Annotated in this window: 26 protein-coding genes; 8 read left to right on the forward strand and 18 right to left on the reverse strand. The window is 60.0% G+C overall.

From position 1 onward, the window contains the following. Window positions 1-44 precede the first annotated feature (44 nt). Window positions 45-587 (forward strand): hypothetical protein, encoded by a 543-nt coding sequence (locus ACP92_RS18875; RefSeq protein ID WP_041311189.1) that lies wholly within the window; start codon window positions 45-47, stop codon window positions 585-587. 138 nt (window positions 588-725) lie between these two features. Here ACP92_RS18875 and ppk2 read toward each other — a convergent pair whose 3' ends face one another. After that, window positions 726-1,637 (reverse strand): polyphosphate kinase 2, encoded by a 912-nt coding sequence (ppk2, locus tag ACP92_RS18880; RefSeq protein ID WP_041312217.1) that lies wholly within the window; start codon window positions 1,635-1,637, stop codon window positions 726-728. A gap of 244 nt (window positions 1,638-1,881) precedes the next feature. Here ppk2 and ACP92_RS18885 point away from each other — a divergent pair, with 244 nt between their 5' ends. After that, the gene (locus tag ACP92_RS18885) at window positions 1,882-2,829 is read left to right on the forward strand and encodes a LysR substrate-binding domain-containing protein (protein ID WP_013235731.1); all 948 of its coding nucleotides are present in this window, start codon (window positions 1,882-1,884) and stop codon (window positions 2,827-2,829) included. 79 nt (window positions 2,830-2,908) lie between these two features. On the opposite strand, the gene ACP92_RS18890 is transcribed toward ACP92_RS18885, so the two are convergent. From ACP92_RS18890 to ugpB, 4 genes are all read right to left on the reverse strand, one after another. Further along, a complete protein-coding gene (locus ACP92_RS18890) occupies window positions 2,909-4,003 on the reverse strand; it encodes a sn-glycerol-3-phosphate import ATP-binding protein UgpC (RefSeq protein WP_013235732.1) in 1,095 nt (364 codons plus the stop codon). Window positions 4,004-4,037: 34 nt separating this feature from the next. Beyond that, window positions 4,038-4,889 carry a sn-glycerol-3-phosphate ABC transporter permease UgpE gene (ugpE, locus tag ACP92_RS18895; RefSeq protein WP_013235733.1) on the reverse strand — a complete coding sequence of 284 codons (852 nt, stop codon included), beginning with the start codon at window positions 4,887-4,889 and terminating at the stop codon, window positions 4,038-4,040. Between the two features lie 52 nt (window positions 4,890-4,941). Further along, window positions 4,942-5,826 carry a sn-glycerol-3-phosphate ABC transporter permease UgpA gene (ugpA, locus tag ACP92_RS18900; protein ID WP_013235734.1) on the reverse strand — a complete coding sequence of 295 codons (885 nt, stop codon included), beginning with the start codon at window positions 5,824-5,826 and terminating at the stop codon, window positions 4,942-4,944. A 175-nt stretch (window positions 5,827-6,001) separates the two neighbouring features. Then, window positions 6,002-7,315, reverse strand: coding sequence for a sn-glycerol-3-phosphate ABC transporter substrate-binding protein UgpB (gene ugpB / locus ACP92_RS18905; protein ID WP_013235735.1), 1,314 nt, complete (start codon window positions 7,313-7,315; stop codon window positions 6,002-6,004). Here ugpB and ACP92_RS24905 point away from each other — a divergent pair. The 3 genes from ACP92_RS24905 to ACP92_RS18915 all read left to right on the forward strand — a co-directional run bounded on the left by ACP92_RS24905 (window position 7,221) and on the right by ACP92_RS18915 (window position 9,166). Next, window positions 7,221-7,472 carry a hypothetical protein gene (locus ACP92_RS24905; RefSeq protein WP_167578369.1) on the forward strand — a complete coding sequence of 84 codons (252 nt, stop codon included), beginning with the start codon at window positions 7,221-7,223 and terminating at the stop codon, window positions 7,470-7,472. The two genes, ugpB and ACP92_RS24905, sit on opposite strands and share 95 nt — an antisense overlap. 150 nt (window positions 7,473-7,622) lie before the next feature. Next, complete coding sequence (gene ubiA / locus ACP92_RS18910) at window positions 7,623-8,477, forward strand: 4-hydroxybenzoate octaprenyltransferase (RefSeq protein ID WP_013235736.1); 855 nt, start codon at window positions 7,623-7,625, stop codon at window positions 8,475-8,477. 29 nt (window positions 8,478-8,506) lie between these two features. Further along, complete coding sequence (locus tag ACP92_RS18915) at window positions 8,507-9,166, forward strand: thiopurine S-methyltransferase (protein WP_013235737.1); 660 nt, start codon at window positions 8,507-8,509, stop codon at window positions 9,164-9,166. 48 nt (window positions 9,167-9,214) lie between these two features. On the opposite strand, the gene ACP92_RS18920 is transcribed toward ACP92_RS18915, so the two are convergent. The 6 genes from ACP92_RS18920 to ACP92_RS18945 form a co-directional block, all read right to left on the reverse strand. Continuing rightward, entirely contained in the window at window positions 9,215-9,577 is a 363-nt protein-coding gene (locus tag ACP92_RS18920) for a BrnA antitoxin family protein (RefSeq protein ID WP_041311190.1), read from the reverse strand. A gap of 38 nt (window positions 9,578-9,615) precedes the next feature. Continuing rightward, complete coding sequence (locus ACP92_RS18925) at window positions 9,616-9,906, reverse strand: BrnT family toxin (protein ID WP_013235739.1); 291 nt, start codon at window positions 9,904-9,906, stop codon at window positions 9,616-9,618. 283 nt (window positions 9,907-10,189) lie between these two features. Then, window positions 10,190-10,417, reverse strand: coding sequence for a hypothetical protein (locus tag ACP92_RS18930; protein ID WP_013235740.1), 228 nt, complete (start codon window positions 10,415-10,417; stop codon window positions 10,190-10,192). A gap of 35 nt (window positions 10,418-10,452) precedes the next feature. Beyond that, on the reverse strand, window positions 10,453-11,217 hold the full coding sequence (locus tag ACP92_RS18935) for a peptidoglycan DD-metalloendopeptidase family protein (RefSeq protein ID WP_013235741.1): 765 nt from the start codon (window positions 11,215-11,217) through the stop codon (window positions 10,453-10,455). Then, window positions 11,217-12,029, reverse strand: coding sequence for a pyrroline-5-carboxylate reductase (gene proC / locus ACP92_RS18940; protein ID WP_013235742.1), 813 nt, complete (start codon window positions 12,027-12,029; stop codon window positions 11,217-11,219). Before proC ends, ACP92_RS18935 begins: the two co-directional genes overlap by 1 nt. Before the next feature lie 47 nt (window positions 12,030-12,076). Further along, entirely contained in the window at window positions 12,077-12,778 is a 702-nt protein-coding gene (locus ACP92_RS18945) for a YggS family pyridoxal phosphate-dependent enzyme (RefSeq protein WP_013235743.1), read from the reverse strand. A gap of 82 nt (window positions 12,779-12,860) precedes the next feature. Here ACP92_RS18945 and ACP92_RS18950 point away from each other — a divergent pair, with 82 nt between their 5' ends. After that, a complete protein-coding gene (locus ACP92_RS18950) occupies window positions 12,861-13,916 on the forward strand; it encodes a type IV pilus twitching motility protein PilT (protein ID WP_013235744.1) in 1,056 nt (351 codons plus the stop codon). A gap of 48 nt (window positions 13,917-13,964) precedes the next feature. Next, window positions 13,965-14,450 (forward strand): glutathione peroxidase, encoded by a 486-nt coding sequence (locus ACP92_RS18955; protein WP_013235745.1) that lies wholly within the window; start codon window positions 13,965-13,967, stop codon window positions 14,448-14,450. Between the two features lie 135 nt (window positions 14,451-14,585). Here ACP92_RS18955 and ilvC read toward each other — a convergent pair whose 3' ends face one another. Continuing rightward, window positions 14,586-15,602 carry a ketol-acid reductoisomerase gene (ilvC, locus tag ACP92_RS18960; RefSeq protein WP_013235746.1) on the reverse strand — a complete coding sequence of 339 codons (1,017 nt, stop codon included), beginning with the start codon at window positions 15,600-15,602 and terminating at the stop codon, window positions 14,586-14,588. Window positions 15,603-15,651: 49 nt separating this feature from the next. Then, window positions 15,652-16,809: a sigma-54-dependent Fis family transcriptional regulator gene (locus ACP92_RS18965; RefSeq protein ID WP_041311191.1), complete on the reverse strand. Its 1,158-nt coding sequence runs from the start codon at window positions 16,807-16,809 to the stop codon at window positions 15,652-15,654. 190 nt (window positions 16,810-16,999) lie between these two features. On the opposite strand from ACP92_RS18965, the gene ACP92_RS18970 reads away from it, so the two are divergent. After that, window positions 17,000-17,902 carry a LysR family transcriptional regulator gene (locus ACP92_RS18970; protein WP_013235748.1) on the forward strand — a complete coding sequence of 301 codons (903 nt, stop codon included), beginning with the start codon at window positions 17,000-17,002 and terminating at the stop codon, window positions 17,900-17,902. 21 nt (window positions 17,903-17,923) lie between these two features. Here the strand turns inward: ACP92_RS18970 and ACP92_RS18975 are convergent, their stop codons facing one another. The 5 genes from ACP92_RS18975 to ACP92_RS18995 are packed head-to-tail and all read right to left on the reverse strand — an operon-like array spanning window position 17,924 to window position 24,765. After that, window positions 17,924-19,033 (reverse strand): DUF6708 domain-containing protein, encoded by a 1,110-nt coding sequence (locus ACP92_RS18975; RefSeq protein ID WP_013235749.1) that lies wholly within the window; start codon window positions 19,031-19,033, stop codon window positions 17,924-17,926. Next, on the reverse strand, window positions 19,026-20,105 hold the full coding sequence (locus tag ACP92_RS18980; RefSeq protein WP_041311192.1) for a DUF6708 domain-containing protein: 1,080 nt from the start codon (window positions 20,103-20,105) through the stop codon (window positions 19,026-19,028). Before ACP92_RS18980 ends, ACP92_RS18975 begins: the two co-directional genes overlap by 8 nt. Then, window positions 20,098-21,186, reverse strand: coding sequence for a DUF6708 domain-containing protein (locus ACP92_RS18985; RefSeq protein ID WP_013235751.1), 1,089 nt, complete (start codon window positions 21,184-21,186; stop codon window positions 20,098-20,100). Before ACP92_RS18985 ends, ACP92_RS18980 begins: the two co-directional genes overlap by 8 nt. Beyond that, window positions 21,179-22,261 carry a DUF6708 domain-containing protein gene (locus ACP92_RS18990; RefSeq protein WP_013235752.1) on the reverse strand — a complete coding sequence of 361 codons (1,083 nt, stop codon included), beginning with the start codon at window positions 22,259-22,261 and terminating at the stop codon, window positions 21,179-21,181. The genes ACP92_RS18985 and ACP92_RS18990 overlap by 8 nt, the downstream gene beginning before the upstream one ends. 2 nt (window positions 22,262-22,263) lie before the next feature. Next, complete coding sequence (locus ACP92_RS18995) at window positions 22,264-24,765, reverse strand: T6SS effector BTH_I2691 family protein (protein ID WP_013235753.1); 2,502 nt, start codon at window positions 24,763-24,765, stop codon at window positions 22,264-22,266. Window positions 24,766-24,845 lie beyond the last annotated feature (80 nt).

Below are 24,845 nucleotides of genomic sequence, written 5' to 3' on the forward strand. Positions count from 1 at the left end.
TTCGTTTCGGCCCAGGACGCGCCTGCTTCATTGGAAGAGTTATTTTGAGTTCAAGCAAAACCAAGCGCTGGCATGGCAACGTGGAAGCGATCAAGGCCGAATTCCTCAACGGCGTGATCACCCAGATGACGTCCTATGGCGACCGTGTGCACTTCAGCATGTTCGGTTCGGTGCAGAAGCCGCACTACGAAGTGATCAATAGCTTCGACAAGAAGATGGCCTTCGACGGCAATCACCACTTGCACCGCGCCGAGGAAAGCGAGTTCGGTCCCGGCAACGTGACGCCCATCTTCACGCTGGACCAGATCAAGCGCATCGTCGCCACCGGTGGCAGCGGCACCCGCAGCACCCCGCGTTCGGCGCGCGCCGCCTCGGCCCGCAGCGCCGGCGGCACGGCCCGCCCGACCACCGCCGCCGCCCGTGCGCGCGAAGCGGTGGACAGCGAGAAGTACGCCTACTTCAAGGCCAACCGCCACATGCTGCCCGATGAGATCAACCAGCATTCCGATGAGATCAGCAAGCTCATGCTCAATGGCATGTCGGCTGAACAGGCTTTCGGCGAAGTCATTTCCAAGTACTTCGACTGAGCCGGGCGCTCGGGCCTGTCCTGACGGCAAGCGGGAAGCGCCGAACACCAGACACCAAACGCCAAACGAAAATGGCCGGAGACATATCTCCGGCCATTTTTTTGCCTGGGGCGCGGGTGAGCCCGCCAGCCTGCAGCATCAATAGAACTCGGGGACGATCATCGAGTCCGGCACCGGATGGCGCTCGTAGTCTTCATGACGCTCGCGCTCCGGCAGCAGCACCGGCGGATGCGGCACTTCGGCATAGGGCATCTGCTGCAACAGGTGATGGATGCAGTTCAGGCGGGCCTTCTTCTTGTCCACCGCCTGCACCACCCACCAGGGGGCTTCGGGGATGTGGGTGCGTTCCAGCATCACTTCCTTGGCCTTGGTGTATTCCTCCCAGCGGCGGCGCGACTCCAGGTCCATGGGGCTCAGCTTCCACTGCTTGAGCGGATCGTGGATGCGCGAGAGGAAGCGCAGGTGCTGCTCTTCATCGGTGATGGAGAACCAGTACTTGATGACCTGGATGCCGGCCCGGGTCAGCATGCGTTCGAATTCGGGCACGGAGCGGAAGAACTCCTCGTACTGTTCATCCGAGCAAAAGCCCATGACGCGCTCCACGCCGGCGCGGTTGTACCAGCTGCGGTCGAACAGCACGATCTCGCCGGCTGCCGGCAGGTGCGACACATAGCGCTGGAAATACCACTGCGTGCGCTCGCGGTCGTTGGGCGCGGGCAAGGCTGCCACGCGGGCCACGCGCGGGTTCAGGCGCTGGGTGATGCGCTTGATCACGCCCCCTTTGCCGGCCGCATCGCGCCCTTCGAAGACGATCACCACCTTGTGACCGGTCTGCACCACCCAGTCCTGCAGCTTGACCAGCTCGCCCTGCAGCCGGAACAGCTCACGGAAATACAGACGGCGATACTCCTTCTCTTCCTCGCCGTGGGCGCTGGAGAATTCGCCGGTGACCGGATCTATGGTACGGTCTTCCAGCTCCAGTTCCATTTCTTCGTCATAGCTATCGGCCAGCTCACGGTGGACGCGCTTGACCAGTTCTTCCTTATCCATCATGTCCTCGTATCCAAGATAAAGTGGCGAACGCGGCACTCCTCTTCGCCTGAAAAGTGCGTGACAACATACCTGCCCATTGTGACCAAGACATGACAGGCGGTTAACATCGGAATCGAAGCCCGCCCGGACAGGCGCATGTCCCGCCATCCTGCGCCAACTGGCGGGAAAGCGCCATGATGCCGCACAGAACCTGGCGGGCGAAAATACGCTATAGTCCCGAAAACGATTCCGGCATAACAGCATGACACTTACAGAACTCAAATACATCGTGGCCGTGGCCCGGGAAAAGCATTTCGGCCATGCAGCAGAAGCTTGTTTCGTCGCCCAGCCCACGCTGTCGGTGGCCATCAAGAAACTGGAAGATGAGCTGGGCGTGGTCATCTTCGAGCGCGGCGGCACCGAGGTGTCGGTCACGCCGCTGGGCGCGCAGATCGTAGCCCAGGCCGAGCGCGTGCTGGAGCAGACCGCCGCCATCAAGGAGATCGCCAACCAGAACAAGGACCCGCTCTCGGGCCCCTTGCGCCTGGGCATCATCTATACCATCGGCCCCTACCTGCTGCCCTCGCTGGTCAAGACCATGATAGAGCGGGTGCCGCAGATGCCGCTGATCCTGCAGGAGAATTTCACCACGCGCCTGATCGAACTGCTGCGCCAGGGTGAGCTCGACGCCGCCATCATGGCGCTGCCCTTCCCTGAACATGGCCTCAACGTGCTGCCGCTGTACGATGAAGAATTCATGGTCGCCCTGCCGCGCCAGCACAAGTGGGCCGAGCGCAAGGAAATCGACGCCCGCGAACTCAAGAGCGAGACCATGCTGCTCCTGGGCAATGGTCACTGCTTCCGCGACCAGGTGCTGGAAGTCTGCCCGGAGATGTCGCGCTTCTCCACCAATGGCGATGGCATTGCGCGCACCTTCGAGGGGTCTTCGCTGGAAACCATCCGTCACATGGTGTCGTCAGGCATCGGCGTGACCGTGCTGCCGCGCGCCTCCATTCCGGATGTCGACACCCGCGACGGCATGGTGCGCTACGTCCCCTTCGTCGCCCCGGCCCCCTCGCGTCGCGTGGTCATCGCCTGGCGCAAGAGCTTCACCCGTCAGGCTGCCATCGATGCGGTGCATCAGGCGGTGTTGGCTTGCAAGCTCAATGGGGTGCAGATGCTCACCGACGAGACCGCCTCCACGACCTGACCCGGCATCGTCCGAGCACGGAAAACGGGCCTCGCAGTGCGAGGCCCGTGTCGCTTCTGCTTACGCAATACAGAAAAGCTCAGCCAATGCGACGGGTACTCTTCACATCAAACCAATGCACATCCCCCGCCCCGAACGACGCCCCGATGCGCTGACCCGTCCTGACCTGCACATTGGCCGGGCAACGCAGCACCAGGGCCTGTCCGCCGCAGCGGGCATGCACCAGCAGTTCCGCGCCCAGCGCCTCGACCAGTTCCACCTCCAGTGACAGCTGCGCCGCCGAGCCATCCAGGATGGGCAGCAGGTGCTCCGGCCGCACGCCCAGGATGCGCTCCTGGCCGGCCGCGCCGGTCAGCGGCTGGGGCAGGCGGAGGATATCGGAGGCGTTCCCCTTGCTGACCTCGAAGCTGGCGCCATCGGCGGACAGCTTGCCCTGCAGCAGATTCATCGGCGGCGAACCGATGAAGCTGGCCACGAAGGTCGTGGCCGGGCGCGCATACACCTCAGCGGGCGTGCCGATCTGCTCGGCCACGCCACGGTTCATCACGATCATGCGCTGCCCCAGCGTCATCGCCTCGACCTGGTCGTGGGTCACATAGAGGCTGGTGGTGCGCAGGCTGGCATGCAGCTTCTGGATTTCCAGGCGCATCTGCACACGCAGCTTGGCGTCCAGATTGGATAGCGGTTCGTCGAAGAGGAACACCGCCGGCTTACGCACGATGGCGCGCCCCATGGCCACGCGCTGGCGCTGGCCGCCGGAAAGCTGGCGCGGCGTGCGCTCCAGCAGCGCGCCCAGTTCGAGGATGGCGGCGGCGCGCTGCACACGCGCGTCGATCTCGCTCTTGGAGAGTCCCTGGATCTTCAGACCATAGGCCATGTTCTGGTACACCGTCATGTGCGGATACAAGGCATAGTTCTGGAACACCATGGCGATGTCGCGCTCCTTGGGTTCCAGGTCATTGACCACGCGATCGCCGATGACGATCTGGCCGCTGCTGATCTCTTCCAGACCGGCCACCATGCGCAGCAGCGTGGACTTGCCGCAGCCCGAGGGGCCGACCATGACGATGAATTCGCCATCGGCGATCTCGGCGTCGATGCCATGGATCACGTCGACTGCCTTGGTGCCCGCGCCATAGGTCTTGCGCACTTGCTTGAGATGGATTGCTGCCATGGTTGTCAGTCTCTAACTATGTAAATGATATAAATTATTTCTCGGAATCGACCAGGCCCTTGACGAACCATTTCTGCATCACCACCACTACCAGCCCGGGTGGGAGCATGGCCAGGATCATGGTGGCCATCACCAGGTTCCATTCCACCGCCGAATCGCCGCCGGAGATGAGCGTCTTGATGCCGATGCCGATGGGATACATGCTGGTGTCGGTGGCGATGATGAGCGGCCACAGGTACTGGTTCCAGCCATAGATGAACATGATCACGAACAGCGCAATGACATTGGTGCGCGACAGCGGCCACAGCACATCCTTGAGGAAGCGCAGCGGCCCTGCCCCATCGATGCGCGCCGCTTCTGCCAGCTCGTCGGGCACCGTCAGGAAGAACTGGCGGAACAGGAAGGTGGCCGTGGCCGAGGCGATCAGCGGCACGCTCAGGCCGGCATAGCTATTGAGCATGCCCAGGTCGGACACCACCTGGTAGGTCGGCGTGATGCGCACCTCGACCGGCAGCATCAGGGTGACGAAGATCATCCAGAAGAACAGGCCGCGCCCGGGAAAACGGAAATACACGATGGCAAAGGCCGACAGCATCGAAATCGAAATCTTGCCGATGGCGATGATGAGCGCCGTGGCCAGACTCACCCACAGCATGTGCAGCACCGGCGGGGCGGTGACCTGGCCGGCGGCGCCCTTGAAGAGCACGGTACTGTAGTTGTTCATGAATTCCCCGCCCGGCGCCAGCGACAGCGGCGACAACGCCGATTGCTCGGCGCTCTGGGTACTGGCCACGAAAGCCACATAGAGCGGGAAGAACACAATGAGCACGCCCAGCACCAGCACCACGTGACTGAGGAAATCGAGGATGGGACGGCGTTCGATCATGCGCTCACCTCTGCACTGGGGAAGAAGAAAAGATCATTCATGTGGTCGGCCTTCATGCGTATTGCACTTTCTTTTCAACGTACTTGAACTGCACCACGGTCAGCAGGATCACCAGCGCCATCAGCACCACCGATTGCGCCGCCGAGCCGCCCAGGTCGCCGCCCTTGAAGCCATCCGAGAAGACCTTGTAGACCAGGATCTCGGTATCCTTGCCAGGACCGCCGTGGGTGGTGGCGTCGACGATGACGAAGGTATCGAAGAAGGCATAGACCACGTTGACCACGAAGAGGAAGAAGGTGGTCGGCGAGATCAGCGGGAAGACGATGGTAAAGAAGCGCTTGACCGGCCCCGCGCCATCGATGGCAGCGGCTTCGATGAGCGACTTGGGGATCGATTGCAGGCCGGCCAGGAAGAACAGGAAGTTGTAGCTGATCTGCTTCCAGATGGCGGCGATGACGATGAGGATCATGGCGTGGGTGCCATTGATCATGTAGTCCCACGGCAGGCCCAGCCAGCTCAGCACATGCGAGAGGATGCCCAGCGAGGGACTGAGCAGGAACATCCACAGCACCCCGACCACCACCGGCGAGACCGCATAGGGCCAGATCAGGAAGGTCTTGTAGATCGAAGCGCCGCGGCGTACGCGGTCGGCGAAGACCGCCAGCAGCAAGGACAGCGCCAATCCGAAGAAAGCCACCAGCGCCGAGAAGATGGCCGTGGTGCGGAAGGATTCCAGATAGGTCGGATCGCCGAAGAGGGTCTTGAAGTTGTCGAACCAGACGAATTCGGAATAGCCGCCAAAGGCATCCTGCAACAGCATGGACTGGTACAACGCCTGCACCGCAGGCCAGAAGAAGAACAGCAAAGTGATGATGATCTGCGGTGCCACCAGCAGATAGGGCAACCACTTCGAGGTGAAGCGCGCGCGTTTTTCCACGATCGTTCCAGCCAGGGATCGCCTGGCCGCAGAAGTTGGATGAATCGGAAGCGGATGTCAGCTTCCTGACATGGTCAAATGGAAGCCGGCGCTGCGCTCCGCGATCACTGAGCACATCGCCGGTTCCTGCCCCGTCACCGCGTTCAGGCGGGACGGAGCACCTTACCAAAAGGAATTACTGGTTGCCCTTGTTGGCCTTCTCGAAGCGGGCCAGCAGTTCATCGCCGCGCTTGACGGCCGAGTCCAGGGCGTCCTTGGCGCTCTTCTTGCCGGTCCAGACGTTTTCCAGTTCTTCGTCGAAGACCGTGCGGACCTGGGCGTAGTTGCCCAGGCGCAGGCCGCGCGACTTCTCGGTGGTCTTGACGATCATCTGCTTGACCGCCACGTCGGTGCCTGGATTGCGCTCATAGAAGCCGGAGCTCTTGGTTAGCTCGTAGGCAGCCTTGGTGACCGGCAGGTAGCCGGTGTCCTGGTGCCACTTGGCGGCCACTTCCGGCTTGGACAGATAGCTGAAGAACTTCGCCACGCCCTTGTATTCGTCGGCCTTCTTGCCGTTCATCACCCACAGCGAGGCGCCGCCGATGACAGTGTTCTGCGGTGCGCCCTGCACATCGTTGTAATACGGCAGGGTGGCCACGCCGAACTTGAACTTGGCGTTCTTGCGGATATCGGCATAGGCCGAGGACGAGCCGGTGATGATGGCGCATTCGCCCGCGTTGAACTTGGCGTTGGCCTCGTCCTTGCGACCGGCATAGGTGAAGTAGCCCTGCTTGGCCCAGTTCGACAGGTTCTCGATGTGGCGCACGTGCAGGGGGCTGTTCATCTTCAGGCGGGCGTCCAGGCCGCCGAAGCCGTTGTTCTTGGTCGCCAGCTCGACGTTATGCCAGGTTGAAAACGATTCCAAATGCACCCAGGATTGCCAGGTCGTGGTGTAGGCGCACGCGGCGCCGCTGGCCTTGATCTTGGCGGCCATGCCGACGAATTCCTGCCAGGTCACGGGTGGCTTTTCCGGGTCCAGGCCAGCCTTGGCGAACATGTCCTTGTTGTAGAACATGATGGTGGTGGAGCTGTTGAAGGGGAAGGACATCATGCCCTTGGGGGTCGAGTAGTAACCCGCCACCGCCGGCACATAGGCATTCTGGTCGAACTTCTCGCCGGCCTGGTGCATGACTTCATAGACCGGCTTGACCGCGCCCTTGGCGTAGATCATGGTGGCCGTGCCCACTTCGAACACCTGCAGGATGGCGGGCGCATTGCCGGCGCGATAGGCGGCGATGGCCGCCGACATCGATTCGTCGTAGGTCCCCTTGTAGACCGGCACGATCTTGTAATCGCCCTGGGTCTTGTTGAAGTCGTCGGCCAGGGCATTGACGCGCTCGCCCAGGGCGCCGGTCATGGAATGCCACCAGGTGATCGCGGTAGCGGCGAAGGCAGAGGAAGTGATCGTCGCCAGGACACCGGTCGCGATCAGCGTTTTCATCATGTTCATCAGAGGGGACCTCTCGAAAAAATGGGTTTTGATGCTAACAACGCTCCATGACAGCCGCGTTACATTAGCCGCCCTGCCCGCCCAGGGCAAAGGAATTGCACGCGGCAATGCAGCACAAACAGGGAATGTCTCGAAAAAATTTATTACTTTTTTATAAGAGCGGTGGATTGGAACACAGCTCATACCGTCTTGCGCACTCCAGCCTTTGCACCTTGTCAGCAGCCTGCCAGGCAGGCCAATAAAAGCACGACAGTGCTAAAACGGTCACGCGAATTATAATGCGGACTTTCGATTTTGCGGACATTCCATGGACAGGCTCAGGCTCTACGCGCTGCTGGTGCGCGCCCACAAACCCATCGGCATCCTGCTCTTGCTGTGGCCGACCTTGATTGCGCTATGGCTGGCAGCAGGCGGCGTGCCGGACTGGCGCATCCTGGTGATCTACATTGTGGGTACGGTGCTGATGCGTTCCGCCGGCTGCGCCATCAATGACTATGCCGACCGCAACTTCGACCGCCATGTGAAGCGCACCGAACAGCGCCCCCTGACCTCCGGCAAGATCAAGTCGTGGGAAGCCCTGATGGTGGCGGGCGTGCTGGCGCTGGTATCGTTCCTGCTGATCCTGCCGCTCAATGCGCTCACCTTGCAGCTGTCGGTGGCGGCCGTCATCATTGCCGGCACCTATCCGTATTTCAAGCGCTTCTTCGCCATTCCCCAGGCCTACCTGGGCATTGCCTTCGGCTTTGGCATCCCGATGGGCTTTGCCAGCGTGACCGGCACGGTGCCGCTGGCGGCCTGGGTGCTGCTGGTGGCCAACATCTTCTGGGCGGTGGCCTATGACACCGAGTACGCCATGGTGGACCGCGACGACGACCTCAAGATCGGCATCAAGACCTCAGCCATCACCTTCGGCCGCTACGACGTGGCCGCGGTCATGCTGTGCTACGCAGTGGCGCTGGCGCTGATCTGGATGGTCGGCCTGCAATACGGACTGGGGCTGTGGTTTTCGGCCGGCATGCTGGTGGCCTGCGGCTTCGCCGTGTATCACTACACCTTGATCCGCGAGCGCGACCGTATGCGCTGCTTCGCGGCCTTCAACAACAACAACTGGCTGGGCGCGGCGATCTTCGCCGGCGTCGCGCTGGATTACCTGATGCGCTGAGGCGCTCACGCACGGCTACGGGAGACGAGATGGAAGCAGAATTCTGGCTGGAACGCTGGCGCGACGGGCGCACCCATTTTCACCAGTCGCGGGTGACGCCGCTGCTGCAGAAGTATTGGCCGTCACTGGCGCTGCCCGCCGGAAGCACCGTGCTGGTCCCCCTGTGCGGCAAGTCGCTGGACATGCTGTGGCTGGCCGAACAGGGCCATCGCGTGCTGGGTGTGGAGTTGTCGGAACTGGCCATCACCCAGTTCTTCAGCGAGCACCAGCTGGTTCCGTTGGTGCATGAGAGCGCGCAAGGCCGTCATTACGTGGCCGGCAACATCGAACTGATCTGCGGTGACATCTTCGCGCTGGAAGAGGCGACCCTGGCCGCCTGCGCCGGGGCCTACGACCGCGCCGCCCTGATCGCCCTGCCCCCGGCCATGCGTGCGCGCTACGTGACCGAGGTCTATGGCAGGCTGCCCGCCCAGGCGCGCAGCCTGCTCATTACCTTGGAATACGACCAGCAGAAGATGGACGGCCCGCCGTTTTCGGTGAGCGAGGAAGAAGTGCTGCGCCTGTATGCCCCGCACAGCGAAGCCCAGGCCATCGACCGGCGCGACATCCTGGACAAGGAACCCAAGTTCCTGGAACGTGGCTTGAGCGCCCTGGAGACGGTGGTCTATCGCTTGCAGCGGCGGGAATGAATCGAAGGCGGCCAGCGCATCAGCCAGGCTGCCAGGGCCATTGGGAGCTCATGCGACGTGACGCTGTAGATCATCGAGTTTGATTTCCACCGTGTGCTTGCCGCCTTGCTGGACGCTCTTGTCGCTGGCATTGGCCACGGCGCTCAGAATCGCCTTGATCTCAGCATCGGCGAAGCGCCGCAGGGCTTCGCGCATTAGCGGCTGGTAACCGATATTGTGGATGCGGGCGATCTGCTTGAAGGTCTCGATCAGGTCGCGATCAAGGCGGATGGAGATCGCTTGCATGCCTTGGGCCTCATCAATTTCCCGCTCCAACTCTGCCGATGCACGCTTGACGTAGCGCGCATCCCGGCCCAAGGTGCCAGATTCCCAGTTTTCAACACTACCTTTGATCTTCTTCGGAGCTGTCATTCGCTTCTCCTCAAATAGCGACGCCAAAACGACGCGCCTCATTTTCCATACTTCTCGTAGATCGCAATTTCGATCTCGTTAGGGTCGTAAGCCGTCTTGAGGTGGCGCGTCCCATTCTTGAACACATAAACGATCTTCAACAGCCGACCGGCGTGCGTCTCGGCAATAAACCACAGCGTCGGCGGATCGGTCTGATTATCTTCGCGCTCATCCAGAAGATTGACGCCGCACTTGTTGACGAAGCACTCAGCAATCTCCTCTTCGCTGACCGGCGGCACTTTCTTGTTCAGCTTGGCGCGCACCCCAAGGGAGATAGACAAAGCCCCCATCTTTCACCTCATCATGTATATACATAACAATCGCTCGAACATCAAGACCATTTCACTCAACCCTCTTAAAAGCCATAATTCATGCCATTTTGCGAGGAAAGAAGATGTTCAGAATTCTATTTGTATATACAAGATTTCCGACCAAAAGGACGAAGCTAGGGCGAATGCCTCGCATGAATACGAGGCATGAACTCAGTGAGATTGCTTAACGGGATCGGATCGAGTGAGCAGGCAGGCTTTGCGCTCAGAAAAAGGCGTTGGAGCCCATGTTGATGAACAGGCCCTAGACCTCAGCCGTGGTCCGCACCACCGTCACCCGGCTGATGAAGAACTCATCCTCCACCACCACGCGAAACGGTACGGCGGCGACGTTGAAGCCGGGGCCGCCTTCGTCGTCCCATACCTGGGCCAGCGCGTCGAACTCGCGCGGGCTCATCTGCAGCATCTGGGCGCTGATCACGAAGGTCGCGCCTGGCTTCTGTTTCCTGACGATGTCTTCCAGCTTGGCCATCGAATGTCCTGACTCTCTTCTCTGTTGCGCCGGTCTCAACGCGCCGGCAGCACGGCCATCACGTTGATCGGCTTGCCATTGCGGCGGATCTCGAAATACAGCTTGACCTTGTTGGTGTCGCTGTTGCCCATGGTGGCGATCTGCTGGCCACGGGTGACGGTCTGGCCTTCCTTGACCAGGATGGTCTTGTTGTGCGCATAGACCGACAGCAGCTGCGGGGTGTGCTTGATGATGACCATGTTGCCGTAACCACGGATGCCATGGCCGGCGTACGTCACCTTGCCGGCAGCGGCAGCCACCACCGACTGTCCTTCGCTGCCGATGATGTCGATGCCTTTCTTGTAGCTGTCCGCACTCGGGGCGGACTTGCCGGCGGTCGGCCAGCTCCAGTCGACCTTGGCCTCGGCGCCGGCCGGCGCGTCGTCATCCTGGGGCTTGGCCGCCGGCTTGGCGGTCGGACGGCTGGGCGCGGGCTTGCGCGAGCCCGAGCCCGATGCCGACGGCGAGGAAGACGCCGCCGGACGCGGACTCTGCCCCGCGCCGGTGCGCGCCACCACACCCACAGGCGGACGCACCAGGATACGCTGGCCGACTTCCAGGTCGTCCGGATTGCGCAGGCGATTCCAGGTGCGCAGGTTGGCCGGGCTCTGGTCGAAGTCGCGCCCGATGCTGTAGAGGGTATCGCCGCGTTTGACGGTGTAGTAACCATCGCTGTCGGCGGTGGAGGCACAGCCCGCCAGCAACAGGACCAGGGCCAGCGGCAGCGCCGCCAGCGCGGTGGTTCGGTGGAACTGTCCCATCAGGCCTTGCCGAATTCGTCGCCCAGTTCCTTGCTGCGCACGGCGGCTGCCTGCAAGGCCTTGACGATGGCGTCTTTCACGCCCGATTGCTCCAGGCTAGTGAGGGCCGCGTAGGTGGTGCCACCCTTGGAGGTGACGCGCTCGCGCAGGGTCGCCACCGATTCCTCGGAGCGGCGCGCCAGTTCGGTCGCACCCTCGAAGGTGGCCTTGGCCAGTTCCAGGCCCTCGGCAGGCGACAGGCCCAGCTGCGCAGCGGCCTGCTCCATCGCTTCCAGGAAGTAGAACACATACGCCGGGCCACTGCCCGAGACTGCCGTCACGGCATCGATCTGCGCTTCATCGGACAGCCACAGGGTCTGGCCGACCGCCTTGAGGATGGAATCGGCCTGCGCGCGCTGCAAGGTCGAGACCTTCTCATGCGGCACCAGGCCGGTGATGCCCTTGCCGATCAGGGCCGGGGTGTTGGGCATGGCGCGCACGATGGCTTCATGGCCATCCAGCCAGCGCGACAGGTCGACCATGCGGATACCCGCGGCGATCGACACCACCAGTTGCGCACCGATGAAGGGCTTGAGGCTGCCCACCACGTCGCGCATCTGCTGCGGCTTGACCGCCAGCACCACTACGTCGGCGCTGGCCAGCGCGCCATCCATGGCTGGCGCCACCGAGACGCCGAACCGGTCCTTGAGCGAGGCCAGCGCCTGGGCATTGAGATCGACCACGTGGATGTCCTGGGCGGCGGCGACCTTGCCGACCAGTCCGCCGATCAAGGCCGCTGCCATGTTGCCGCCGCCGATAAACGCTATCTTCACTTCTGCTCCTTGTGTGTGCTTGCGCTGCTGCTATGTGATTGAAAAATTCAGGCGTAGTGCCGCGCGCCGAAAATGGCGCTGCCGATGCGCACGATGCTGGCCCCTTCGGCCACGGCCGCGTCCAGGTCGGCCGACATGCCCATGGAAAGAGTATCGAGCGCCAGCCCCTGGGCCTGCAATTGCGCCAACAGGCTACGCACCGCGGCAAAGGCGGCGCGCTGCTGCGTCACGTCCTCGCTGGGCGCGGGGATGGCCATGAGGCCGCGCAGCTTCAGGCCCGGCAATTGCGCCACCTGGGCGGCCACCGCAGGCAGTTCTGCGGGATCGAGGCCGCTCTTGCTGTCTTCGCCGCTGATATTGACCTGCAGGCAGACATTGAGCGCGCCCAGCGCGGCTGGCCGCTGCTCCGAGAGCCGCTGGGCGATCTTGAGTCTATCCACCGAATGCACCCAGTCGAAGTGCTCGGCGATGGGCCGCGTCTTGTTGCTCTGGATGGGGCCGATGAAGTGCCATTGCAGAGGCACATCCGGCGCCAGCAGCGGCAGGGCCGCGATCTTCTCCAGCGCTTCCTGCAGGTAGTTCTCGCCAAAGGCGCGCTGCCCTGCCCGCACCGCCTCCAGCACCGCCTGCGGGCCGAAGGTCTTGGAGACAGCCAGCAGCTGCACCGCGCCAGCGGGCCGTCCGGCGCGCTCGGCGGCGGCGGCGATCTGCTGTTGTACGTGTTGTAAGTTCTGTGCGATTGACGACATAATCCGGGGCCGGGAGGGCTAGCCTGCGGGGAAATAAACAGATTGACGATGATTGACGATGTAATCCTCGCAAGGATTATAAATGGACATTGCCGTGCTACTGGCATTTGCCGTCAGAAATCAGGCCTCCGACCTGCATCTATGCGCCGGCATGCCGCCCCTGCTGCGGGTCCACGGGGCGCTGCGCCGGGTCAACCTGCAAGCCCCCACCGGCCCCCAGCTGCAACAATGGCTGCAGGCGCTCATGCCTGCGGCCCTGCATCCGCGCTACGCCCAGGGGCGTGAATGCGACTTCGCCATCGAGCTGGCCGCGCTGGGGCGCTTTCGCGTCCATGCCTTCCTGCGCCAGGGCGGACCTGCCGTCGCCATCCGCCACCTGGGCCGCGAACCGCCGACCCTGGCGCAACTGGGCGCACCGCCCCTCTGCGCCGAGCTGGCCGAGCGTGCAGGCGGGCTGGTGCTGGTGACGGGCCCGACCGGCGCGGGCAAGAGCAGCACGCTGGCGGCCATGATCCGCCACCTCAATGAAACCCGCGCCCTGCATATCCTGACCATCGAAGACCCGATCGAGTTCATCCACACGCCGCAACGCGCCCTGATCAGCCAGCGCGAACTGGGCACCCACACGGCGGATCTGCCCGCCGCGCTGCGGGCCGCCTTGCGCGCCGATCCCGACGTATTGCTGGTGGGCGAACTGCGCGACGCCGACACCATCCGCTTAGCGCTCACCGCCGCCGAAACCGGCCATCTGGTGCTGGGAACCCTGCATGCCGCCTCGGCGGCGCGCACCGTGGAGCGCATGCTCGACGTCTTCCCGGCGGGCGAGAAGGAACCAGCGCGGGCCATGCTGGCCGAGTCGCTGCAAGGAGTGATTGCACAAACCCTGCTGCCCACCGCCGATGGCCGCGCCCGGGTGGCGGCGCACGAACTGCTGGTGGCCACGCCGGCCGTGCGCAATCTCATCCGCGAAGGTCGCAGCGCGCAATTGCTGTCGCTGATGCAGGCCGGCGCGGCGCAAGGCATGCAGACGCTGGAAGCCGCCCTGCAGCGCCTGCATCAGCAAGGCCGTATCAGCGCGCAGACACTGCGCCAGCACCTGGGGCAGGAGCCTCAAGCAGGCCCTGGCATGGCGGTTTAGAATGGCGGCCATCCAGATTCCATTACGGAACAGCAAGGAGGACTCTGCATGACCACCATCTATGATTTCCAGCCCCGCCTGGCCAATGAACAAGCGCTGCCGCTGGAACAGTTGCGCGGCAAGGTGCTGCTCATCGTCAATACCGCCAGCAAGTGCGGTTTCACCCCGCAATACAACGGGCTGGAAGCCATCCATCGCCAGTTCCATGCACGCGGACTGGAAGTGCTGGCCTTCCCCTGCAACCAGTTCGGCGGGCAGGAACCCGGCAATGCCGAGGAGATCGGCGCATTCTGCGAAAAGAACTACGGCGTGAGCTTCCCGCTGTTTGCCAAGATCGATGTCAATGGCGACCAGGCCGATCCCCTGTTCCAGTACCTGAAGAAGGAAGCCCCGGGCCTGCTGGGCAGCAAGGCCATCAAGTGGAATTTCACCAAGTTCCTGGTGGGCCGGGACGGCAAGGTCTTCAAGCGCTATGCGCCGCAGACCCGTCCGGAAGAAATCGTCGCCGACATCGAGGCGCTGCTGGCCGCATAAGGCGATGGCCCAACTGTGTTTTCATTGCCGATGCCGATCGCGTGGAGGGCGGCAGTGCGGCAAGGAAATGCAAAACGCCACGGAAATGACTTCCGTGGCGTCTTCCCTGCAGCTCAATTCCTGATCAGCTCCTGATCAGTTCTTGCTCTGATCGACCAGCTTGTTGGCCTTGATCCAGGGCATCATGGCGCGCAACTTCTCGCCCACGATTTCGATCTGGTGTTCGGCGTTGATACGACGACGCGACATCAGGGTCGGTGCACCGGCCTTGTTTTCCAGGATGAAGCTCTTGGCGTATTCACCGGTCTGGATGTCTTCCAGCACCTTCTTCATCGCCGCCTTGCTTTCGGCGTTGATCACGCGCGGGCCGGTCACGTACTCGCCGTATTCGGCGTTGTTGGAGATCGAGTAGTTCATGTTGGCGATGCCGCCTTCATAGATCAGGTCGACGATCAGCTTGAGTTCGTGCAGGCACTCGAAGTAGGCCATTTCAGGGGCGTAGCCAGCTTCCACCAGGGTTTCGAAACCGGCCTTGATCAGTTCCACGGTACCGCCGCACAGCACGGCCTGTTCGCCGAAGAGGTCGGTCTCGGTTTCTTCGCGGAAGTTGGTTTCGATGATGCCGGCACGGCCGCCGCCGTTGGCGGTCGCGTACGACAGGGCCAGGTCACGGGCGCTGCCGGACTTGTCCTGGTGCACAGCGATCAGGTGCGGCACGCCGCCACCCTGGCTGTAGGTCGAACGCACGGTGTGGCCGGGGGCCTTGGGGGCGATCATGATGATGTCCAGGTCGGCGCGCGGCACGACTTGGCCATAGTGGATGTTGAAGCCGTGGGCGAAGGCGACGGTGGCGCCTTGCTTGGCGAACGGGGCGACGTTTTCAGCATAGACCTGGCCGATGTTTTCGTCGGGCAGCAGAATCATGATGACGTCGGCGTCCTTGACGGCGTCGTTGACCTCAGCCACCTTCAGGCCGGCCTTTTCAGCCTTGGACCAGGAAGCACCGCCACGGCGCAATCCGACGGTGACCTTCACGCCGGAATCCTTCAGGTTCAGGGCGTGGGCGTGGCCTTGCGAACCGTAACCGATGATGGTCACGTTCTTGTTCTTGATCAGCGAGAGGTCGGCATCCTTGTCGTAGAAGACTTTCATGAATTTCCCATAATAAATAATTTATATCATTAATAAGATTTACCTGTGTTCAGGCCACGGCGTAGGCCGGATACGCAGGCATGGCCTGGTCGCGCACATGCGGGATATCCAGCTGCCGCAGCTTGCGGTACAGCGATGCGCGGCACATCCCCAGTTGCCGCGAGGCGGCGGAGATGTTCCAGCGGCTGCCATTCAAGGCATCGATGACGCGCGTACGCTCATCCCGGTACGGATCGCCGGAAGAACGCTCGCGCCCTGCTTCCCCCTCGGCTCGTGACGTGAAGGGACGGATCTGGGCTGTGCGGGTGATCGGATGCACCTCGGCCAGCGTAGCAGGCTGGAACTGCATCAATTCCTCGGGCAGGTCGCGCACTTCGATGCGTCCGCCATTCATCACCGCACAGCTGTAGCGGATCACCGCATGCATCTGGCGCAGGTTGCCCGGCCAGGGATAGGCCAGCAGCCGTTGCAGCGCGGCCGCCTCGATGACGCTGTCATCGGCCGGTCGGCCAAGCTCCTCGGTGATCATCTGCATCACCAGGCGGCGGCGGTCGCTGCGTTCGCGCAGCGCCGGCAGACGCAGCACGCCCCCGGCGACACGGTAGTAGAGGTCTTCGCGGAAGCGGCCTTCGGCGATCAGGGTCTTGAGATCCTGGTGAGTGGCGCAGATCAGTTGCACGTCCACCGGCACCGGGTGCCGCGCGCCCAGCGGAATCACTTCACGCTCGGACAGCACGCGCAAGAGGCGCGTCTGCAAGGCCAAGGGCATGTCGCCGATCTCGTCGAGGAAGAGCGTGCCGCCATCGGCCTGCTGCACCTTGCCCTTCATGCCGCCTGGCAGCGCGCCCGAGAACGCCCCCTTGCAATAGCCGAACAGTTCGCTCTCGGCCAGGCTCTCCGGGATGGAGGCGCAATTGACGGCGATCCAGCTGGCCCGGCGGCGCGCGCTGTAGTCATGCAGGGCGCGTGAGAGATATTCCTTGCCGGTCCCGGTCTCCCCCAGGATCAGCACGGGGATGCCCCGATCGATCAGGCGCTTGCCGCGCTCGATCAGGTCGTGCATGCATGCATCGCCAGCGGCGAGCTGGTCGATGTCGCGATAACGCGGGGCATGGCGGGAAGAAGCGGAACGGGCAGCAGTGCTGGTGCGAACGTCACTGTCCGCCTCAGCCTCGGCCAAGGGCTGCTCTACCGGGGTGGTCGGCATGATGGTCTCCTGTCTTGGACTGCTTTTTTGTCGAGCCGGCTTCCCTCGGGGCAGGCTCTTTATACGCGGGATCGCGCTGTGGGCGGCCCGGAGACATGTCGCAATGGCACGTCTGCGGCAAAGAATAGCCAGACAATCCCATGACTTCCAATACAATGTACAGACAGAATCAATACCTTGAAGGTATCAAATGATCGAGTTGAGACACCTCACTTATTTCCGCACCGTAGCAGAAACCCTGCATTTCGGCCGCGCGGCGGAACTGCTGCATATCTCGCAACCGCCGCTGACGCGCCAGATTGCGGCGCTGGAGAAGGAGCTGGGGGCGCAATTGTTCGACCGCAGCAAACGGGCCATCCAACTGACCGCCGCCGGCAAATATTTTTATCGCGACACCACAGAAATTTTCAAGGCGCTGGAGCGCGCCAAGCGCAATGTATCCTCGTCGAGTACCGGCAAGAGCGGTGCGCTCAAGGTCGGTTTCATGATGTCCACGGCCTATAACATCCTGCCTTCGGTGACGCGCCACTATTCGGCCGCCTATCCCGAGGTGGACATGCGCCTGACCGAATACGTCCCCAACCTGCTGGCCACCGACATCGAGGACGAGAAGATCGATGTGGGCATCATGTATCGCCCCGAAGACTGCCGGCGGCTGGATAGCCACACCATCTATGCCGAACCGCTGCTGGCCGTGCTGCCGCGCGATCACCGGCTGGCAGGCCGGCAATCCATCTCGGCCGCCGAACTGGCCGAGGACGCCTTCATCAGCATCCCGCGCATGATCGCTCCTGTGGTGTATGACCTGATCCAGCAGCACTGCCAGTTGCACGGATTCCGCCCGCGCATCGTGCTGGAAACCAATCTCCAGCAGACCATCGTCAACCTGGTCGGCGAAGGCCTGGGCGTGGCCCTGGTGCCGACCTCGATGCAGGCCATGCACCTGGACACCACGGTATTCAAGCCCCTCATCGGCGCACCGATGGTGGAGGTGGCGGTGATCTGGAACAAGGACAACACCAATCCTTGCATCCGCACCTTTGCGGAGACGGCGGTGGAGGTGTGGGGGAGGATGCAGCCGGGGAATCAATGACCGGACATAGGGCGCTTTGGTCTAAGGACGAGCGGTCTTGGTCTTGGGCGTTCCATTTTCCAGGGGAGGTATATCCGCTGCCCAGAGCAATGCATTCAAGACTGGATCCTTCTCGCCGCGCCAGTTTTCCATTGTTCTTTTTGCGCCATCGGGATAATCCTTGCGATTGATCGCGTGAGTGGTCTCGGCCCAGCCTATGGGAGTACTGCCGCGCGGTTCATCGTGGGGATCGTCGAACTCGATACCGCTGACTCTGCCAACATAGTCTGGCCAGACAGGATCGCGGCAAGTCCAAAGGGCTATCAGGCGCAGGCAGGTCATGAACAGAATAAACGGCATCATCGTTATCCGATAAGCCCCACTGGCACGCATCCCAAAGTCGTACATGCAGAACAGAAAACTCTCCAGCATGTCCTCTTTTTCCTTGAAGAAAAGCAGTGGCTTGGGCAATTCTTCCGGGCCGTGATTCATGTACCAGCACCAGTAGTTCCACTGCGACAGCAGGCCATCGAGGCATTCTTGCCCTTCCCATTTCCGGCCGATCGAAAAGGCACGGACAACGTTACCGTCTTCATCCACTTCGTAATGACGGATGTGATAGGCGTACTTGTTGTTGGCCGATCCTCTATGAATGCAGAAGATGGCGTTTTCGTCCCAGGGGACTTCCCATGTGATGTCTCCTTGTCCCGGCTCAGCGAAGAAGCGGCGGCGACGGATGGCGTAAATCTTTTTCTCTTTTCGATTGAAACGAATCGGCTTTCTGCTTAAGGAAAATAATTCATCGCGCCCCAACCTAACCGCGATGTAGCCAAACAAACCGAGACCGAGAAAAACGACAAGCCAAGGGAGGATTAAAGTGATAGCGAATTCTTCAGGTGGATGAAGGAGCATGAATCCGGCAAGCCATAAGAATGACAACGCTCCAAAGCAAGCAATGAGGACCGCTCCGGATTGCCATTGTCTGTCTCTGAATGGCTGGTCTGTTACATCCATATAGGTAGAGTTGATCCGAAAAATCGTACTCGTGTCCTGGCACACTGGCCCAACAGGTTGATCAATGGGTAAGCGATGTGTCCAATCCCATTCCGGAATCGGCTCGCCGGCTTTGTATCGAAAGACACGTTCATCCATGTTTCATCAAGTCCGGAGGAATCTCAGCTGCCCACAAAAGGGCATTGGCCACTGGGTCCTTTTCACCGCGCCAGTTTTCCATTGCTTTTTTATCGCCGTCGGGATATTCCCTGCGGTTCAACGCGTGGGTTGTCTCAGCCCATCCTACCGGTGTTTTTCCGCGCGGCTCATCGTAGGGATCGTCGGGGGCGATAACGCTGACTTTTTTGACATACTCAGGCCAGACAGGATCGCAGCAGGTCCAAAGGGCCATCAAGCGATGACTGGTCAAGAGCAAAATGAAAGGCATCATGCTAATGCGATACGCCGCACTAGCGCGCATCCCCAAGTCATACATGCAGAACAAGAAACTCTCCAGCATGTTTTCCTTTTCTTTGAAGAAAAGCAGTGGCTTGGGCAACTCTTCCGGACCGCGATTCATGTACCAGCACCAGTAGTTCCACTGCGACAGCAGGCCATCGAGGCATTCTTGCCCTTCCCACTTCCGCCCGACCGCAAAGGCACGAATCACGTTACCTTCTTTATCCACTTCATAATGACGGATGTGATAGGTGTTCCTGTGATTGGAATATCCGCGGTGAATGCAGAATATGGCGTTTTCATCCCAAGGGACTTCCCATGTAATATCGCCTTGACCAGGCTTGGCGAAGAACCGGCGACGCCGAATGGCGTAGAGTTTCTTCTCTTTACGATTGAAACGGATGGGACGGCGCTTAAGCGAAAAAAATTCGTCTCTTCCGTGCCGGAAAGCGAGGTAACCGAACAGAATAGTGATGGCCAAGCAATAGAGGTCACCAAGAATTCCGCCGGCATCCGGATACAGTACTCTCGTCAGGTAGTAGCTCCACATTCCCCCGACCACCCCTAAACAAGAAACCAGGACGCCTCCCGCCAGCCACTGTCGTTCTCTGTACGGCTGGTCTGTTATATCCATAAAAGTCGAATTGATCCGGAAAACGGTACTTGTATCTTGGCACTCCGGACCAACAGGGTTGTTGATGGGTAAGCGATGCTTCAGATCCCATTCGGGAATGGGGTGACCAGCTTTAAATTGAAAGATGCGTTCATCCATGTTTAATGAAGTTTGGTGCAATTTCAGCTGCCCATAAAAGGGCATTGGTCACAGGATCCTTTTCACCGCACCAGTTTTCCATTGTTTTTTTATCGCCATCGGGATAATCCTTGCGATTGATCGCGTGGGTCGTCTCGGCCCAGCCTATGGGGGTGCTGCCGCGAGGTTCATCGTGGGGATCATCGGATTTGATACCGCTGACTCTGCTGACATAGTCTGGCCAGATGGGATCGCGACAAGTCCAAAGGGCTATCAGGCGAAGGCAGGTCATGAACAGAATAAACGGCATCATCGTTGTCCGATAAGCCGCACTGGCGCGCATCCCAAAGTCGTACATGCAGAACAGAAAACTCTCCAGCATGTCCTCTTTTTCCTTGAAGAAAAGCAGTGGCTTGGGCAATTCTTCCGGGCCGTGATTCATGTACCAGCACCAGTAGTTCCACTGCGACAGCAGGCCATCGAGGCATTCTTGCCCTTCCCATTTCCGGCCGATCGAAAAGGCACGGACAACGTTACCGTCTTCATCCACTTCGTAATGACGGATGTGATAGGTGTACTTGTGGTTGGCCGATCCTCTATGAATGCAGAAGATGGCGTTTTCGTCCCACGGGACCTCCCAGGTGATGTCTCCTTGTCCCGGCTCAGCGAAGAAGCGGCGGCGACGGATGGCGTAAATCTTTTTCTCTTTTCGATTGAAACGGATCGGCTTTCTGCTTAAGGAAAAGAACTCATCGCGCCCGAACTTCACTGCAATATAAACAAACAAGACGAAACTGAGGAAGACGACAAGCCAGAGAAAAAGTAGAGTGATAACGAATTCCTTAGGAGGATTTCGGAACATGAAGACTGCAAACCATAAAATTGATGCCGCTCCAAAGCAAGCAATAAGGACACCAGTAGCTTGCCACTGTCGCTCCCGATACGGCTGATCAGTAACGTCCATGTAGATTGAGTTGATCCGGAATATCGTACTGGTGTCCTTGCGCTCTGGCCCAACAGGCTGATCAATGGGTAAGCGATGTGTCCAATCCCATTCTGGAATCGGCTCGCCGGCTTTGTATCGAAAGACACGTTCATCCATGGTTCATACGCCAATTCGGCGGAGTATCCTCGCTCCACAGCAGCGCGTTGACAGCGGGATCCTTTTCTCCCAGCCATTCGTTCACTTCTTTTTGGGGATCATACGGATACTCGTTACGGTTTATGGCGAGCAGGGTGTCGCCCCATCCCACAGGAGTTGAGCCGCTTGGCTCATCAAAGGGATCACCAGGTCGCACAACGCTGACTTTTTCAACAGCCGCAGGCCAGATCGGATCGCGACAGGTCCAAAGTGCCATCAAGCGATGACTGGTCAGAAGCAAGATGAAGGGCATCATTGCAATGCGATACGCGGCACCGGCACTGGCACCGAAGTCATAGAGACAAAAAAGGAAGCTTTCCATAGCGCTTTCGCGTTCGCAGAAAAACAAGGGAGGCTTGGGCAAATCCTCCGGTCCTCGATTCATGTACCAACACCAATAATTCCATTGTGACAGGAGGCCCTGAAGATTTTCCTTCTGCTCCCACTTGCGACCAATCGCAAAGGCACGGACGACGTTACCCTCTTCATCTACCTCGTAGTGACGGATGTGATAGGTGTTCTTATGGTTGGAAGATCCTCGGTGAATGCAGAAAATCGCATTTTCATCCCAAGGGACTTCCCAAGTAATATCGCCTTGACCTGGCTTGGCGAAGAATCGACGACGCCGAATAGCGTAGATCTTTTTCTCTTTGCGATTGAAACGGATGGGACGGCGCTTAAGTGAAAAAAATTCGTCTCTTCCGTGCCGGAAAGCGAAGTAGCCAAACAGAAACGTAATGACCAGGCAATACAGGTCACCCAGAATTCCACCGGCATCCGGATAAAGTACTCTCGTCAGGTAGTAGCTCCACATTCCCCCGACCACTCCCAAACAAGAGACCAGGACGGCGCCTGCCAGCCACTGTCTTTCTCTGAAAGGCTGGTCTGTTACATCCATGAAGGTTGAATTGATCCGGAAGATGGTGCTGGTGTCCTTGCATTCGGGACCAACCGGATTGTTGATGGATAAGCGATGCTTCAGATCCCATTCAGGAATGGGGCGACCAGTTTTAAATTGAAAGATGCGCTCATCCATGTCTAGGCCTCCACTGAGTCACGATATGCCTTTAACTGTCCTTCGAATGATCCGTATTTTTCTCCAAGACCAAATTCGCAACGGGATATCCAAGTTTTTAGCGCACTGTCGTTCACGAGCGCTATCGCTATCGAAACCAAAAAAGACGAAACAAGAAATGGCCAGAAAATACCGCCGATAGTGCTGTAGGCAGCGATGGAAATTCCAGCAGAAAGCGTTCCATTCGCTAGATACAACCAACCAAGGAGCTGTTTTTTTTCTCCAAATGCCACGCGAGCGCTAACGGCAATATCGAAAGCGCCCGCCAGGATGCCTGCCCCCATACCTGCCAGACGGGCCCCCTGGATGATCTTTCCCAGTTTCTTGTCGATCGCCCACTGTCCATAAATAAACGCCCCCGATGGATGCCCCACGGATTTCTGCACACTGACCGCCACCGTTTCAACAAGGGTGGCCGTCAAGCTCACAGCCGCCACAGCTGCCTTGACCTGCGTCTCCCGTTCATTGAACTGGTCATTGTGGGCCAGATCATCCATCGCGAAGTTCAACGCCAGCATCTGCACGAGCGTGGTCGCCACCCCCAGCTTGAATTCGGCTGGCACCGAGGATCCCAGCCACTTCTGTGCCAGCGCGATATCGGGAATGGAGATGCCCTTGATGCTCCCTGCGGCGATGCGCCCCTCCCGTTCCAAGCTGGCGATATCGAGTTCGTAAGCAATCATGCGCCGCCCCATTGCCGAACTCCTGACTGCCCCCTTGGCCTGGTGATACGCATCACGCCTGGTCTGCTGCCGATCTGTCTTCAGTTCGATGCCTTGGGCTTTAGCCTGTTCAATCGCCCAGCGCGACACATCAGCAGCACTCATGTTGCTCGCCTTGATCGTCACGCCCGCCAGCAGATGCAGGTGGATCATCGCCAGAGAACGCGCCACGCTCTGGCTGGCATCACTGAGACTCTTACCGATCACATTGGCCGTCGTCAGTGCAAGGCGGTCGATCAGCTGCGGTGCGTACGGGGTGACATCAAGCCGGGCTACTGCCCCCTTGTAGAGATTGAGGATATTTTCGAACTGGATATCACTGCCCTTGAGTTGCGACTCGGTCGCGGCAATCAGGTCTTCCTGGTTGTACAGAAGTGCGCGTCCAAAAAGGTTACCCGGATCGGAGAGACGGCTCCGAGACAGCCAAAGCGCCAGCTGATCCTGACAGGCTTGCGACGCAACCGCCTTGCCGATGCATTGCGCCAGCGACTCGCTGTAGGCGTGACCGCTGCGAATGTCGTTGACGTCATGTACGCCCTCCATCCAGTTGGCCAGTTGCTCGCTCTTGAGCCATGCGACATGGGCCGTCACCAGTTTGAGAAAGCGGGGCTCGAATGCCTTCAATGCAGCGTCATAGATGGCGGGAAACGCCTTGAGCTTTTGCTGGTCCAGCGTCGGCTTGCCATCATCATGGGTCAATTCATGCCAGGCCTCATCTTCGGCCGCCTGCTGGCGCGCCGCCTGATCAGCACCATATTTCTTTCGCTTCTCGCTCTGCTTGCGGACGTAGCGTGCAGGACCGCCAGCCTTGATGACGCCCCACACGGTCTTCAGGCTGCCATAGGTATCACCGTCTGGGTAGTTCTCCGACATCTGCGCCACCTTGGCGTCAAAAGCGATAGCGTTGCGTGCCTCCTGCCGTACGCCCTTTTCGGTCATCGTCAGCAGGTCGGCGATGGTCTTGGCCTGGTAGAGCTTTTCGTCAAAGCCGGCCGCAAGACCCGGAACGCACAACTCGCTCAGGTCATTGGCGACGCCCACCGGATCATTGACGGCGACCACGTAACCCTTGTGATGCGGCGCCTGGGCAGTCATGATGTCGGCCATCTTGCCAGCCCATGCGTGACGCTTGTTCTCCTCTGCAGGCGGTGTATTGCTGAATGAAAAGGCCTTGGCCATCTCGCTCACATCGGCGGCGAAATGAGCCACGTGTTGCTTGCTGGCGTTGAACTCTCCCGTATGGGGCGCCGTGCCGGCCAGCATGGCCGCCACATCGATGCATTGCATGTGCTTCTTGCGCCAGTTCGTTTCGCTGACTTTCTTTTGCAAAGCCTTGGTCCATGTCGTATTGGACCAGCCTATCCAAAAGCGGGTGGCAGGATCGCTGGGCGTATGGGCGATGTCAACACAATAGGCCCGTACGATTTCTCCAGGGTCAATGCAGGAGAAGGGTATCCGTCCCGGATGGGGAGGGGTGTATTCAAGCGGAAAATTCCACAGATGCCCGGTAGGCATCACGACGTAGGCCTTGAGCCGTGCGCGACGCTCGTCGTAGGTATAGAGATAGCCGGGCCTTAAAGCCCGCAAGGTATAACGTGCTTCGCCGATCTGCTGGGGTGCGCCTTCGATTCTGAAATTGCCGGAAAGCGCCGGCACAGCCTGAGCGCCATAAGGACTGGCCACGGCATAGCGGACCGGATAGATCAGCAAGCCTCTTTTGTCGCAATAGTTGCATGTCAACATCGCTGCGTTCCTGTTGAATCATCAGTCCCTCCGGCGCTTGACCAGTGCAGGCTGAAAAGAAAAACGCAGATGTTTGCATG

This window comes from Herbaspirillum seropedicae (assembly GCF_001040945.1).
GTDB lineage: Bacteria > Pseudomonadota > Gammaproteobacteria > Burkholderiales > Burkholderiaceae_D > Herbaspirillum > Herbaspirillum seropedicae.